Annotated in this window: 13 protein-coding genes, 1 tRNA gene, 1 pseudogene and 1 riboswitch; of the genes and pseudogenes, 11 read left to right on the plus strand and 4 right to left on the minus strand. The window is 71.6% G+C overall.

Annotation, left to right across the window (positions count from 1 at the left end):
• Window positions 1-183: 183 nt before the first annotated feature.
• The 3 genes from ACWD12_RS22250 (at window position 184) to ACWD12_RS22260 (ending at window position 3,180) form a co-directional block, all read left to right on the plus strand.
• Window positions 184-582: a hypothetical protein gene (locus ACWD12_RS22250; RefSeq protein ID WP_358352564.1), complete on the plus strand. Its 399-nt coding sequence runs from the start codon at window positions 184-186 to the stop codon at window positions 580-582.
• A gap of 212 nt (window positions 583-794) precedes the next feature.
• Window positions 795-1,406: an RdgB/HAM1 family non-canonical purine NTP pyrophosphatase gene (gene rdgB / locus ACWD12_RS22255; RefSeq protein WP_358352566.1), complete on the plus strand. Its 612-nt coding sequence runs from the start codon at window positions 795-797 to the stop codon at window positions 1,404-1,406.
• A 94-nt stretch (window positions 1,407-1,500) separates the two neighbouring features.
• Complete coding sequence (locus ACWD12_RS22260; RefSeq protein WP_450100974.1) at window positions 1,501-3,180, plus strand: molybdopterin-dependent oxidoreductase; 1,680 nt, start codon at window positions 1,501-1,503, stop codon at window positions 3,178-3,180.
• Window positions 3,181-3,231: 51 nt separating this feature from the next.
• On the opposite strand, the gene ACWD12_RS22265 is transcribed toward ACWD12_RS22260, so the two are convergent.
• From ACWD12_RS22265 to bcp, 3 genes are all read right to left on the minus strand, one after another.
• Window positions 3,232-3,316 (minus strand) — tRNA-Leu (locus ACWD12_RS22265).
• A gap of 275 nt (window positions 3,317-3,591) precedes the next feature.
• Window positions 3,592-4,455 carry an HNH endonuclease gene (locus ACWD12_RS22270; RefSeq protein WP_450100975.1) on the minus strand — a complete coding sequence of 288 codons (864 nt, stop codon included), beginning with the start codon at window positions 4,453-4,455 and terminating at the stop codon, window positions 3,592-3,594.
• A gap of 156 nt (window positions 4,456-4,611) precedes the next feature.
• A complete protein-coding gene (gene bcp / locus ACWD12_RS22275) occupies window positions 4,612-5,085 on the minus strand; it encodes a thioredoxin-dependent thiol peroxidase (protein ID WP_450100976.1) in 474 nt (157 codons plus the stop codon).
• A 215-nt stretch (window positions 5,086-5,300) separates the two neighbouring features.
• Here bcp and ACWD12_RS22280 point away from each other — a divergent pair.
• The 7 genes and pseudogenes from ACWD12_RS22280 (at window position 5,301) to ACWD12_RS22310 (ending at window position 10,528) form a co-directional block, all read left to right on the plus strand.
• Window positions 5,301-6,415 (plus strand): annotated as a pseudogene (locus tag ACWD12_RS22280) (energy-coupling factor ABC transporter permease).
• 31 nt (window positions 6,416-6,446) lie between these two features.
• Window positions 6,447-7,214, plus strand: coding sequence for a cobalt ECF transporter T component CbiQ (gene cbiQ / locus ACWD12_RS22285; protein ID WP_450100977.1), 768 nt, complete (start codon window positions 6,447-6,449; stop codon window positions 7,212-7,214).
• A gap of 11 nt (window positions 7,215-7,225) precedes the next feature.
• Window positions 7,226-8,221 (plus strand): energy-coupling factor ABC transporter ATP-binding protein, encoded by a 996-nt coding sequence (locus ACWD12_RS22290; RefSeq protein WP_450100978.1) that lies wholly within the window; start codon window positions 7,226-7,228, stop codon window positions 8,219-8,221.
• A 106-nt stretch (window positions 8,222-8,327) separates the two neighbouring features.
• Entirely contained in the window at window positions 8,328-8,741 is a 414-nt protein-coding gene (locus tag ACWD12_RS22295) for a DUF3618 domain-containing protein (RefSeq protein WP_358352577.1), read from the plus strand.
• 179 nt (window positions 8,742-8,920) lie between these two features.
• The gene (locus tag ACWD12_RS22300) at window positions 8,921-9,223 is read left to right on the plus strand and encodes a GroES family chaperonin (RefSeq protein ID WP_235057120.1); all 303 of its coding nucleotides are present in this window, start codon (window positions 8,921-8,923) and stop codon (window positions 9,221-9,223) included.
• Window positions 9,224-9,358: 135 nt separating this feature from the next.
• A riboswitch (guanidine-III (ykkC-III) riboswitch) is annotated at window positions 9,359-9,425 on the plus strand.
• 14 nt (window positions 9,426-9,439) lie between these two features.
• A complete protein-coding gene (locus ACWD12_RS22305) occupies window positions 9,440-9,766 on the plus strand; it encodes a DMT family transporter (protein ID WP_450100979.1) in 327 nt (108 codons plus the stop codon).
• 111 nt (window positions 9,767-9,877) lie between these two features.
• A complete protein-coding gene (locus ACWD12_RS22310) occupies window positions 9,878-10,528 on the plus strand; it encodes an RICIN domain-containing protein (protein WP_358352580.1) in 651 nt (216 codons plus the stop codon).
• Window positions 10,529-10,648: 120 nt separating this feature from the next.
• Here ACWD12_RS22310 and ACWD12_RS22315 read toward each other — a convergent pair whose 3' ends face one another.
• Window positions 10,649-11,110 carry a Fur family transcriptional regulator gene (locus ACWD12_RS22315; protein ID WP_450100980.1) on the minus strand — a complete coding sequence of 154 codons (462 nt, stop codon included), beginning with the start codon at window positions 11,108-11,110 and terminating at the stop codon, window positions 10,649-10,651.
• 197 nt (window positions 11,111-11,307) lie between these two features.
• Here ACWD12_RS22315 and ACWD12_RS22320 point away from each other — a divergent pair, with 197 nt between their 5' ends.
• Window positions 11,308-12,399 carry an LLM class flavin-dependent oxidoreductase gene (locus tag ACWD12_RS22320; RefSeq protein ID WP_450100981.1) on the plus strand — a complete coding sequence of 364 codons (1,092 nt, stop codon included), beginning with the start codon at window positions 11,308-11,310 and terminating at the stop codon, window positions 12,397-12,399.
• Window positions 12,400-12,408: the final 9 nt, after the last annotated feature.

Here is a 12,408-nt window from a genome sequence, read left to right on the forward strand (position 1 = left end):
TACGGGCCGGAATTGTCCGGACCTGACCGACACGACCAGGCCCGCGGATAACGCCCCGGTTGCCAGTGTCACGAGGCTGCAACCGGGAGGGTGTGAAACGGCCACCGCCACGGACGCAGAACGCCGGACTCCGCTACCTTCTGATCACCAGTCAGGCATATCTTCCCGCATATCTTCACGCATATGAGGAGCATCATGTTCCGTGCCCACCGCGCCGTGCGTACGAGCGTCGCCGCCGTCGCCCTCGCCGCCGCCCTGTTCACGGCCACCGCGTGCTCTGAGGCGCAGAAGGCGATCGACTGCATCCAGCTCGGCACCCAGTTGGCCAACGACGTCTCGAACCTGCAGAGCGTCATCAACGACCCCGACGCCGCCGCCGAATCGCTCGAGAACATCACCAAGACCCTCAACAAGGCGGCCGGCGACGTCGACTCGCAGGACGTCAAGGACGCCATCACCGAGATGACCGCCCAGGTCACCCAGCTGAGCCAGCAGATCGCCAACAACGAGACCCCGTCCATCGACGCGGTCTCGGTGCTGAAGACCAGCGCCAAGACCATCGGCGACGCCTGCACCAGCTGATCCCGCACCGACCCGCGTCCGGGTCGGCCGCAGACCCGGCAGCCAGGCCGGTACCCAGGGCCGGTACGGAGCGCCGCACGGCGCCCCGTACCGGCCCCCGGCCGTTCCGGCGCCGCCGTCCGGCTGCCGGTCCCGCTCTCCGCCCCTGTTCCGGTCCACCCGCCGGGAAATGCGGCGGAGGCACCCGGCGCATTTGCGTAGGCTTGCGGTCCATGAGCCGTCTTGTTCTCGCCACCCGCAACACCCACAAGGTCACCGAGCTCCAGCAGATCCTCAAGGACGCCGGGCTCGCCGTGGAACTCGTCGGCGTCGACGCGTTCCCCGACGTCCCCGACGTCCCGGAGACGGGCCTGACGTTCGCCGCGAACGCCCTGCTCAAGGCGCACGCCGTGGCCCGCGCCACCGGCCTCCCGGCGGTCGCCGACGACTCCGGCCTGTGCGTCGAGGCGCTCAACGGCATGCCGGGCATCTTCTCCGCCCGCTGGTCCGGCACCCACGGCGACGACCGCGCCAACCTCGAACTCCTGCTCGCGCAGGTCTCCGACATCGCCGTCGAGCACCGCGCCGCGTACTTCGCGTGCGCCGCGGCCCTCGCCCTGCCGGACGGCACCGAGCGCGTCGTCGAGGGCCGCCTCAACGGCACCCTCACCTTCGCACCGCGCGGCACCGGCGGCTTCGGCTACGACCCGATCCTCCAGGTCGACGGCGACAGCCGTACCACCGCCGAGCTGACCCCGGACGAGAAGAACGCCGTCAGCCACCGCGGCAAGGCGTTCCGGGCCCTGGTGCCCATCGTCACGGAACTGGTCACCGACCGGTCGTGAAGCGGCCGTTCACGAATCGGTAAGGGCACGGCACGGGCTTTCCGCGTCGCGCGGGGTGATGATGTGGGCACCACGACTGTGAGGAGTAGTCGCCGTGCCCCTGTCACCGGCCGTCCGGCGGGTGCTGACCGTGCACGGGCCCGCCGCCTTCTGCGGTGTGCTCGCCGGCGCGGCCGCGGTCGCCGCGTCGGAGTTCGCGGCGGCCTTCGTACGCCGGGAAGCCGCACCGCTGGTCACGGTCGGCCAGTCCGCCATCGACCGCACGCCGCGCGGACTCAAGGAGTACGCGATCCGCGAGTTCGGCACGAACGACAAGCTCGTGCTGCAACTCTCCGTCGGAGCGCTCCTCTTGGTCTTCTCGGCCCTGCTCGGCGTCGTGGCCCGCCGACGGCTGTGGGCGGGCCTGGCCGGCGTCGGCCTGCTCGGCGTCCTCATCGTCGCCGCCGCGGTGTCCCGCCCGGCCGACAAAGGCACCGACGTCATCCCCGCCCTCGTCGCCGTGGCGGTCGGCGCGGCGACGCTCACCCTGCTCACCCGACCGGGCCTGGTACGGCGCGAACCCCCCGAGACGTATGACGACTTGGTGCGCCGACTCGCCGCGGCCGGCCCGACGGCGTCCGCGGCGCCCGGCCCCGCCGAGGCGACGCCCGCGCCACCGGCCGACGCACCCGCCGCCCCCGTCCCCCTGTCCCGACCCGCCGACTCGGCCGGACCCGCCCGCCGCACCCTCATCCTCGGCACGGCCGGCGCCGCCGCCCTGCTCGCCGGCATCGGACGCTGGCTCCAGGACATCCGCTTCGACGTCAGCGGCTCCCGCAACGCGGTGGTCCTCCCGGCCCCGGCCGCGCCCGCCCCCGCACAACCGCTCGGCACCGAACTGGGCATCCCCGGGCTGAGTCCGCACATGACGCCGACCAAGGACTTCTACCGCGTCGACACCGCCCTGGTCGTCCCCGAAATCCGCGCCGAGGACTGGAAGTTGCGCATCCACGGCATGGTCGACCGGGAAATCGAGATCGACTTCGCGACGCTGGCCGCCCGGCCGACCATCGAGCGGCACATCACGCTGTGCTGTGTCTCCAACGACGTGGGCGGCCCCTACATCGGCACCGCCAAGTGGCTCGGCGTACCGCTGGCCGACCTGCTCCGCGAAGCGGGCGTGCGCCCGGACGCCGACCAGCTCGTCAGCCGCTCCTCCGACGGCATGACGATCGGCACCCCGACCGCCGTCGTCATGGACGGCCGGGACGCGATGCTCGCCATCGGCATGAACGGCGAACCGCTCCCGATAAAGCACGGGTTCCCGGTCCGCATGGTCGTCCCCGGCCTGTACGGCTACGTCTCCGCCTGCAAGTGGATCGTCGAGATAGAAGCCACCCGCTTCGCCGACTACGACGCGTACTGGGTCCCGCGGGGCTGGGCCGCACAGGGCCCGATCAAGACGCAGTCCCGCATCGACACCCCGAAGAACATGGCCAAGACCCCCCGCGGCCGCATCCCCGTCGCGGGCGTCGCCTGGGCCCAGCACAAGGGCATCGCCGCCGTCGAGGTCCAGATCGACGACGAGCCGTGGCAGAAGGCGGACCTCGCGGCGGAGGACTCCGTGGACACCTGGCGCCAGTTCGTCTGGTACTGGGACGCCCCGCGCCCCGGCCCCCACCGCATCCGCGTCCGCGCCACCGACAAGACGGGCGAGGTCCAGACCGAAACGGAGACAAGCGTGGCCCCCGACGGCGCGACCGGCTGGCACACCATCGCCCTGACCGTCACCTGACACCCCGAAGGGCGGCCACCCGACTCGGGTGACCGCCCTTCGGTTGAAGTGTGCGGCCGGTGGGATTCGAACCCACACGCGCGTCAACGCACTGGGACCTAAACCCAGCGTGGCTGCCTGATTACACCACGGCCGCGGAATTGTCAACCCCACGATCAGGGAAATTTCTCCGGATCCTGGTGCGGAGGTGGACGAGCCAATCCTAGCCGCGATGTCGGCCGGCGCTGCTAGTGCTGCGACCCGGAAAGGTTCACCGGTTCCCGGCGCCCGGCACCGCACCTCGCCGCGTTGCAGACCCTCGCGAGTACGACCGAGTACGAGCTTCGGGCCCGCGCCGTGCTCGGGAGGGCCGCCAGGCCCGGCGGCACGGCACCGAACCCCGGGAACCGGCAAACCTTCCCGGCCGCAGCGCTAGTGCATCGCGGCCGCTATGTGTTGCGCGGGTGCACGGTTGCGGCCGCAGAAAGTGTCGGTCTGGCTATGGCAGTTGGGGCACAGGTAGCGCAGATTCTCCGGGCGGTTGTCCCGCCAGTCGCCGTTGACATGATCGACTTCGAGGATGATCGGCGCCCCGTTCCAGGTCTCGATGCCGCACGTCGCGCACCGGCATGCGCGTCCGATCTCGGTCAAAGCTCGGCGGAGCAGATGGACTCGCTGGCGCTTGGCGCGCTCGGGCTCATGGCGCAGGATGTCGGCGGCGCGGAGTCGCGGCGCCTTCTTCCCGCGGTTGTGCGCTTGGCCTGGCAGCCGGCTGAGGTCGACCCCATGTTCCGCGGACCATCGACGGACCAGGCGGTAGCCGCTTGCCCCGCGAGGGAGTTCCAGCGCGCGCTGGACGGCCGCAATCGACGGCGCCTCGGCCACGGCCTCCCGCAGCGCGGCGGGGTCGATGACTTGGTGGGTTCGCCCCGCTCGCCCTGCCCTTTCCTCGAAGTGGCTCAGGTCCACTCCGAGGTTCCAGCAGCGGAATTCGATGTACCGAGCCGCTCTCGGGTAGGAGGGCGAGCCCAGGTTGACGAGCATCTCCGCGATGTTGCGGCTGCGGGCGGCCGCGTCCCGCAGGGTCTCGCGGGTGTAACTGCGCCGGTGATCCTGCTTGCCGAGGTGGGTGAAGTGGCTTGTGTCAATCCCGAATTGCTTGAGCTGGCGGCTGATGTGCGTGTGGTTGCCACCGAGGATCGGCAGGCCCAGCTTGCGCAGAATCTCGTTGACGCTGCGGGACTCGGCGGCCAGCTCGGCCAGCCTTTCGGGCGGGTACTTGTAGAACTTGGCCATCGTGGTGCGTCCTCCCCGTAGAGGCGTGGTGACGGGTGCCCCTCGGGATGGTCAACGACGAACAGGTGTGCGGGTTTCGGGGTCTGATCGCATTATTTTCTGACCGGGTGTCACGGGTCGGGATCCGGCCGGACCCCGGCCCGTGACGCCCGGGGGTCATGCGGCGATCTTGAGGTCCTTGAGGAGCTTGGCGACGTGGCCCGTGGCGCGGACGTTGTACCAGGCGTGCTCGATCTTGCCGTCCTCGTCGACGACGAAGGTCGAGCGGATCACCCCGGTGACCTTCTTGCCGTACATCGTCTTCTCGCCGAAGGCGCCGTAGGCCTCCAGGGTCGACTTGTCCGGGTCGGAGAGCAGGGTGACCTTCAGCGACTCCTTCTCGCGGAACTTGCCGAGCTTCTCGGGCTTGTCCGGGGAGATGCCGAGCACGTCGTAGCCGGCGTCGGCGAGGGCGGCGAGGTTGTCGGTGAAGTCGCAGGCCTGCTTGGTGCAGCCGGGGGTGAGGGCGGCCGGGTAGAAGTAGACGATCACCTTGCGGCCCTTGTGGCCGGACAGGGAGACGTCGTCGCCGTCGGCGTTCTTGAGGGTGAAGGCGGGGGCGGTGTCGCCGGCCTGGAGTCGTTCGCTCACCGGGGGCCTCTCTCTGTCGCGGCCGGTTCTCGGCCGTGGTTTCTCGGATACGCGGGGGCCTGACCCGGCCACGCTAGGTCCGGCTCCGAATCACGGCAAACACGATGTGCCGAGCGTCGCCAATTGCGCATCTGTTGCAGGTGCGACCGCTCCTCATAAAATCGGACGGCTCGGCGGTCGGCCAGAGGCCATGTGTTCGTTCGGAGGAGGTCCCCATGCACGTACCCGATGGGTTCATCAATGCCCCTGTGTCGGTGGCTGCGGGGGTGGTCGCCGCCGCCGGGGTCGCGGTGTCGCTGCGTGGTGCTCGGCGTGAGCTGGACGAGCGGACCGCGCCGCTGGCGGGGCTGGTCGCGGCGTTCATCTTCGCGGTGCAGATGCTGAACTTCCCGGTCGCGTCCGGGACCAGCGGGCACCTGCTCGGCGGCACGCTCGCGGCGATCCTGGTCGGGCCGTACACCGGTGTGCTGTGCATGTCGGTGGTGCTGCTGATGCAGGCGGTGTTCTTCGCGGACGGCGGGCTCAGCGCGCTGGGCGTGAACATCACGGTCATGGGCATCACCACGGCCGTGGTCGGCTACGGCCTGTTCCGGCTGCTGGCCGGGGTGCTGCCGCGCACGCGGCGGTCGCTGGGGGCCGCGTCGTTCGTCGCCGCGCTCGTCTCGGTGCCGGTGTGCGCCGCGGTGTTCACGCTGGTGTACGCGATCGGCGGCACGACCGACGTACCCATCTCGAAGGTGGCTGGCGCGATGATCGGCGTGCACGTGCTGATCGGCATCGGCGAGGCGCTGATCACGGCCGCGACGATTTCGAGCGTGCTCGCGGTGCGCCCCGACCTCGTGTACGGCGCGCGCGGCCTTGCCCGCCCGCTCGAACTCCGCACGGGTGCGCAGGAGTCCGCCCCCGCCGCGCAGCAGGCTTGAGACCGGTCCGGGAAGAGGTCAGGGATATGGCGAAGATTCGTATGCGCACGCTGCTCATCGCCGGCGCGGTCGTCGCGCTCGTCCTCGCAGGCATCGTGAGCTTCTACGCGAGCGCGCACCCGGACGGCCTGGAGAAGGTCGCCGGTGACAAGGGCATGGACACCAAGGTCGAGGACCACGCGCTCGCCGACGGCCCGCTGGCCGACTATGCGGTCGAGGGCGTCGACAACGAGCGGATCTCCGGCGGTCTGGCGGGAGTTCTCGGGGTCGCCGGGACGCTGGTCGTGGGCAGCGGCGTCTTCTGGATCGTCAAGCGCCGCGGTGCGGCGGGCGGGGCGGGTGAGGGCCGGGGCCCGGACGCCGCGGCGGGTGAGCCGCGGGTCGGCGCCGCCGCCGACGGTTCGTGACGCCGCTGCCCCGGCCGGGGGCGGCGCGCTGATGGGCGCCGGGCACGCGCACAACCTGTACCGGGCGGGCGACTCGCCGCTGCACCGGTTGCCGCCGCACTGCAAGTTGGTGGCGGTGGTGCTGTTCGTGTTCGCGGTCGTGGCGACGCCGCGGGAGCGGTTCTGGGCGTTCGGCGTGTACGCGCTGCTGCTCGCCGCCGTCGCCGCGGTCGGCCGCGTCCCGGTGGGGTACGTGCTGCGCCGCGTCGTCGTCGAGGTGCCGTTCGTGGCGTTCGCGCTCGCGCTGCCGTTCCTGGCGACCGGCCCCAAGACGGAGTTCCTGGGGCTGACGGTGAGCCACAGCGGCCTGCTCGGCGCCTGGAACATCCTCGCGAAGGGCACGCTGGGGGTGGTCGCGTCGATCCTGCTCGCGGCCACCACGCCGCTGCGTGACCTGCTGCTCGGCATGGAGCGGCTGCGCATGCCGCAACTCCTCGTGCAGATCATGCAGTTCATGCTGCGGTACATGGACGTCATCAGCGGCGAGATGGGCCGGATGCGGGTGGCGCGCGAGTCGCGCGGCTTCGTGGCGCGCGACGTACGGCAGCTGCCGGTGGTCGCGAAGTCGGCCGGCGCGCTGTTCATCCGCTCCTACGAGCGCGGCGAGCGCGTGCACCTCGCGATGCTCAGCCGGGGCTATGAGGGCACGATGCCGCGCATCGTGGAGGCCCAGGCGTCCGGACGGCAGTGGGCCGCCGCGTCGGCGCTGCCGCTGGCCGCCGTGCTGGCCTGCGCGGCGGCGTGGCTGGCCGGTGGGTGAGGATGGGCGCCATGGGTGAGACGACGGGGACCGAGGCCGGAACGGGCGCCGTGACCGCCGCGACCGCTGCGGAGGCGGCGGCCGGGGCAACTGCGGAGGCCGCCACCGGGACGACCACGGGGACGACCACCGGGACGGCCGCGCGGAGCGGCGTGCCGGGCCAGGCCGCGCCCGGCGTACCCGCGTCGCTGGAGGTCGAGGGCCTGGCCTTCGCCTACCCGGACGGGCACCAGGCGCTCTTCGGCGTCGACATGCGGGTCGAGCGCGGCGAGCGGGTGGCGCTGCTCGGGCCCAACGGCGCGGGCAAGACCACCCTTGTGCTGCACCTGAACGGCATTCTGTCGGCGGCCACCGGCACCGGACGCGGCACCGTGCGCGTCGCGGGTCTGGAGGTGGCGAAGCGCAACCTGCGGGAGATCCGCCGCCGGGTCGGCATCGTCTTCCAGGACCCGGACGACCAGCTCTTCATGCCGTCGGTGCGCGAGGACGTCGCCTTCGGCCCCGCCAACCTGGGGCTGCGCGGTGCGGAGCTGGACGAGCGCGTGGCCGAGGCGCTCGACCGGGTCGGCATGGCGCGGTACGCCGACCGGCCCCCGCACCACCTGAGCTTCGGCCAGCGCCGCCGCGTGGCGGTGGCGACGGTGCTCGCGATGCGGCCGGAGATCCTGGTGCTGGACGAGCCGTCGTCCAACCTGGACCCGGCGAGCCGCCGCGAGCTGGCGGAGATCCTGGACGGGTTGGATGTGACGGTGCTCATGGTCACCCACGACCTGCCGTACGCGCTGGAGCTGTGCCCCCGCTCGCTCGTCCTGTCCGGCGGGGTGATCGCGGCCGACGGGCCCACGCGCGAACTGCTGGCGGACCGCGAGCTGATGGACGCGCACCGGCTGGAGCTGCCGTACGGCTACGCCCGCCCGGACTGCGACCACTGCGCGCCGCACGACGCCCGGGGAGGTCCTTGGGGGCGCCCCGGACCCGGGCCGGCCTGCGGGGGCGAACACGGCTGAGAACCACCCGGATGCCGCGTCCCGGTCCGGATACCTGCTTGACTTGGGGGCACACGCGGAAGAGGGCGTGATCGGTGGTGCGGCAGCGGAAGCGAGAGGACGGGCTGTGGGCGAGAACGGGCACGGCGGGCCGGAGCGTTCTGCGGCGGATTTGGAGCGGGCCGGCCGGGCGGCTCTGGGACGCCAGGTGACGGTCCAGGCGGAGAAGACCCGGGTGGAGCCGGTCAACGGTTCGGCCGGGGCGGAGGTGAACGCCGCGCCGCGCAGCCCGCAGGAGATCGAGGCGGACATCGAGCGCGCGCGGACGAACCTCGCGGCGACGCTGGACGAGCTGGTGGACCGGGTCAAGCCGGCGAACGTCGCGCGGCGTACCTCGGAGAAGGTCCGGGCGCAGTTCGTCGACTCGGACACGGGCGCCCCGCGTATGGAGCGCATCGCGCCGATCGCGGGCGGCGTGGTCGGGCTGGTCGTGCTGGTGGCGCTGCTGAAGCGGCGCGGCGGCGGCAAGAAGAAGAAGTAGGAACCGGCCGGTAGGCGAGGCGGATCCGGGCGGCTGTCCGGATCCGATCGCGCCCTGGTGTCACACTCGGGCGCTCGGGCGGGTACTTTTCATGCGTGAGTTCCGACGCGTCCCAGACTTCCGCCTCCCGTTCCTCGGACAGCACCGCCGCCGGCCTCGGCGAGAAGCTGCCCATCCGCATGCTGCACGACCGTGTCCTGGTGCGTCAGGACGCGGGGGAAGGCGACCGCCGTTCCAGCGGCGGCATCCTGATCCCGGCCACCGCGCAGGTCGGCAAGCGGCTCGCGTGGGCCGAGGTGATCGCGGTGGGCCAGAACGTGCGCACCGTCGAGCCGGGCGACCGGGTGCTGTACGACCCCGAGGAGCGTGCCGAGGTCGAGGTGCGCGGGGTGGCGTACGTGCTACTGCGCGAGCGCGACCTCCACGCGGTGGCGGCCGAGCGCGTCGAGGCCTCCGGTGAGGCGACCGGCCTGTACCTCTGAGCCGCGCACCCGCGGACCGCGGTCAATCTGTCAGCGGCGGTCTCCGAGCCGCGATCGGCGAGCCGTGATCCCGCGGTGACGAACCTCACCGCGCCCCGGTTTTGCCCCCCGCGGGCCGTTTGAGAAGCTGGAGGCGGCCGGACCGTTCCGTGGTCCCGCCCCCGACGAGGTGCGACGTACCGGGCCACGACGACGACGCGTGTGAGGTGCGTTGTCATGGCGTGGGTTCTTCTCGGTATTGCCGGCCTCCTCGAGGTCGGCTGGGCGATCGGCCTCAAGTACACCGAGGGCTTCACCAAGCTCGTCCCCAGTGTTCTGACCGTACTCGGCATCGCCGGGAGCATGGTGCTGCTGTCGATGGCGGCCAAGACGCTGCCGATCGGCACGGCGTACGGCGTCTGGGTCGGCATCGGTGCGGTGGGCTCCGGCCTGCTGGGTATCGCCGTTCTGGGTGAACCGGCCACCGCCGCAAGGCTGTTCTTCCTGAGCCTGATGGTCGTCGCGATCGTCGGCCTGAAGTTCACCGGTGGCTCGAGCCACTGACCCCGCTCCGCCCGCAACGCGCCCCGCCACTCACCGGCGGGGCGCGTTTCTGCCAGGATGGCCGCCCTGAGGGGCCGTCGACGGGCGGCCCGTGAGGGGAGTCGAGCGGACATGGTGTCTCGCCGAACAGTGGTCGTCGCGCTGGTGGCCACCGCGCTGGTGGGCCTGCTCTTCGGCGCGGTTTTCGGGGTGCTGGGCGGTGGGGGCGACGACAAGTCGCCCGCCGCGGCGGTGTCGCCGACGACGTCCACGACGCCTGGGCCGTCCCCGCTGTCCGGGGCGTCGTCGAGTGCCCCGCCGTCCTCGGCCGCGCCGTCCACGAGTGCGAGCCCGAGCAAGTCGCCGACGACGTCCAAGCCGCCGACGCTCAAGTCCGGGACGACGTACGTCCTGACGGTCGGCGGCCGGGCGATGGACGTGTACGGGGGCGACAAGGGCGACAACACCCCCGTCATCGTCTTCGCGTCCAGCCCCGACAAGACGAACCAGCAGTGGACCGTGCACGATGCCGGCGGCGGGTACGTCTACCTGGTCTCGCGCGTGAGCAACAAGTGCCTCGACATGGGAGGCGGCCACGCGGTGCAGGACAAGTGCGGCGAGGAGCGCCAGCAGTGGCAGGCGCAGCCGCGTGGCAAGGGCTTCGTGCTGGTGAACCGCGGCGGCCAGGCGCTGGGGATCGGCGAGCAGGTGCGGGGGCAGCAGGGGTTGGGCCTGGTCCCGGCCGCGAGCGGTGCGGTCTGGACGTTTACGCAGGCCCGCTGACGGACTTGGCGTGGACGACGTGCTCGGGCACCCATTGTCGGTAGCACTGGCCCGTCTTCTGGATCACATAGTGGTCCAGCATCGGAAGCGGGCCGTTGCTGCCGGCCGACTGGGAGACTTTCACTCTTTCCGGGACGGAGTCCCTGGACCGGCGGCCGAAGCGCGGCAGTCCGGGCAGCGTCCCCAGAAGGTGACCTCGGCTTCGTCCAGGTCGTAGCCGTGCGTCTGGTCGGGAGTCAGGCAGGGCGCCGCGCCGACGACGCAGTCCACGTCCTCGACGGCGCCGCAGCCCCGGCACACGATGTGGTGATGGTTGTCCCCGGTGCGCGCTTCGAAACGGGCCGGATGGTCGGCGGGCACGATCCGCCGGGCGAGGCCCGCGCGGACGAGCGCGTGGAGTGTGTCGTACACCGCCTGGGTCGAGACGCTGCCGAGCCGGCTGCGCGCGGCGCGCGCCAGTGACTCCGCGTCGCTGTGCGGCCGACTCCGGATCAGGTCCAGGATCGTGGCACGCGCGGCGGTGACCCTCAGCCCCGCCTCGCGCAGCTGATGGGGTATGTCCTCGCGGGACGTCCCGGCCATGTCTTCCAATATAGGAACATTCTGGACTAGTTCAAGAGAACGCGCTTGATCAGAGCTGTCGGGTTCAAATCTGAGGGGATTTGCCAGGTTGGAACTCTTCCGGAAGGTCTCTCCCGGAGTTTCGGTCCCGTGGTTCCCGTGATGCTTCCGCCGCCGCCCAGATCCGGAAGGTCCATACGCCGGCCGGAACAACACGCATGCTGGTCACGTTGCCCCTTGACGTGCCTTCTCATGCCTCGACACCGTCGATACCGCTGTCCGTGCTGGACGTCGCCCCGGTCGGAACCGGCTACACCGCGACCGAGGCGCTCCACACCACCACCGAGCTCGCGCGGCGCGCCGAGCAGTGGGGCTACCACCGTTTCTGGGTGGCCGAGCACCACAACATGCCCGGTATCGCGAGTTCCTCGCCGCCGGTCCTGCTCGCACACCTCGCCGCACACACCACCACGCTGCGACTCGGGTCCGGCGGCGTCATGCTGCCCAACCACGCCCCCCTGGTGGTCGCGGAGCAGTTCGGCACGCTCCAGGCGCTGCACCCCGGGCGCATCGACATCGGCCTCGGGCGCGCGCCGGGCACCGACCAGCACACCGCGAGGGCGCTGCGGCGCAGCGCGGAGGCGCTGTCGGTGGACGACTTCCCGCAGCAACTCGGGGAGCTGATCGGGTTCCTGACCGGGTCGTTCCGCGAGGGGCACCCGTACTCGCGGATTCATGCGGTGCCCGGCCCGGCGTCCGGCATCGAGCCGGGCGGCGAGCGGGACGCGGCGCGGGCGCCGATCTGGCTGCTCGGGTCGAGCGGCTACAGCGCGCAGCTCGCCGGCATCCTGGGCCTGCCGTTCGCGTTCGCGCACCACTTCAGCGGCGAGCACACGCTGCCCGCGCTGGCGCTGTACCGGGAGCACTTCCAGCCGTCGGAGGACCTGAAGGAGCCGTACGCGATGATCGCCGCCGGGGTGATCGCGGCCGGCACCGCGGAGGAGGCGGAGCGGCTCGGGCGGGCGCAGGCGCTCGGCATGCTGCGGCTGCGCAGCGGGCGCCCGGGTCTCCAGCCGAGTCCGGAGGAGGCCGAGGAGTACCCGTGGTCGCCCGCCGAGCGCGACTTCGTCGAGTCGTACCAGCGGCAGCACGTGATCGGCGACGCCGACGCGGTGCGACGCGGGCTGCACGACCTCGTGGAGCGGACGGCGGTCGACGAGCTGATGGTGGTCAGCAACGTGCACGGGCACGCGGCGCGCCTGGCGTCGTACGAGATCATCGCCCGCGAGTGGGGGTTGCCCGGCGTGTGAGGCCGGGCA

The organism is Streptodolium elevatio, assembly GCF_053592165.1.

Excerpts from the sequence above, each read along its gene's own strand:
- ACWD12_RS22290 (WP_450100978.1), top strand. The coding sequence starts at position 7,226 with ATGGGTGAGACGACGGGGACCGAGGCCGGAACGGGCGCCGTGACCGCC.
- ACWD12_RS22320 (WP_450100981.1), top strand. The coding sequence starts at position 11,308 with ATGCTGGTCACGTTGCCCCTTGACGTGCCTTCTCATGCCTCGACACCG.
- ACWD12_RS22305 (WP_450100979.1), top strand. The coding sequence starts at position 9,440 with ATGGCGTGGGTTCTTCTCGGTATTGCCGGCCTCCTCGAGGTCGGCTGG.
- ACWD12_RS22270 (WP_450100975.1), bottom strand. The coding sequence starts at position 4,455 with ATGGCCAAGTTCTACAAGTACCCGCCCGAAAGGCTGGCCGAGCTGGCC.
- ACWD12_RS22315 (WP_450100980.1), bottom strand. The coding sequence starts at position 11,110 with ATGGCCGGGACGTCCCGCGAGGACATACCCCATCAGCTGCGCGAGGCG.
- cbiQ (WP_450100977.1), top strand. The coding sequence starts at position 6,447 with ATGGGCGCCGGGCACGCGCACAACCTGTACCGGGCGGGCGACTCGCCG.
- rdgB (WP_358352566.1), top strand. The coding sequence starts at position 795 with ATGAGCCGTCTTGTTCTCGCCACCCGCAACACCCACAAGGTCACCGAG.
- ACWD12_RS22310 (WP_358352580.1), top strand. The coding sequence starts at position 9,878 with ATGGTGTCTCGCCGAACAGTGGTCGTCGCGCTGGTGGCCACCGCGCTG.
- ACWD12_RS22300 (WP_235057120.1), top strand. The coding sequence starts at position 8,921 with ATGCTGCACGACCGTGTCCTGGTGCGTCAGGACGCGGGGGAAGGCGAC.
- ACWD12_RS22250 (WP_358352564.1), top strand. The coding sequence starts at position 184 with ATGAGGAGCATCATGTTCCGTGCCCACCGCGCCGTGCGTACGAGCGTC.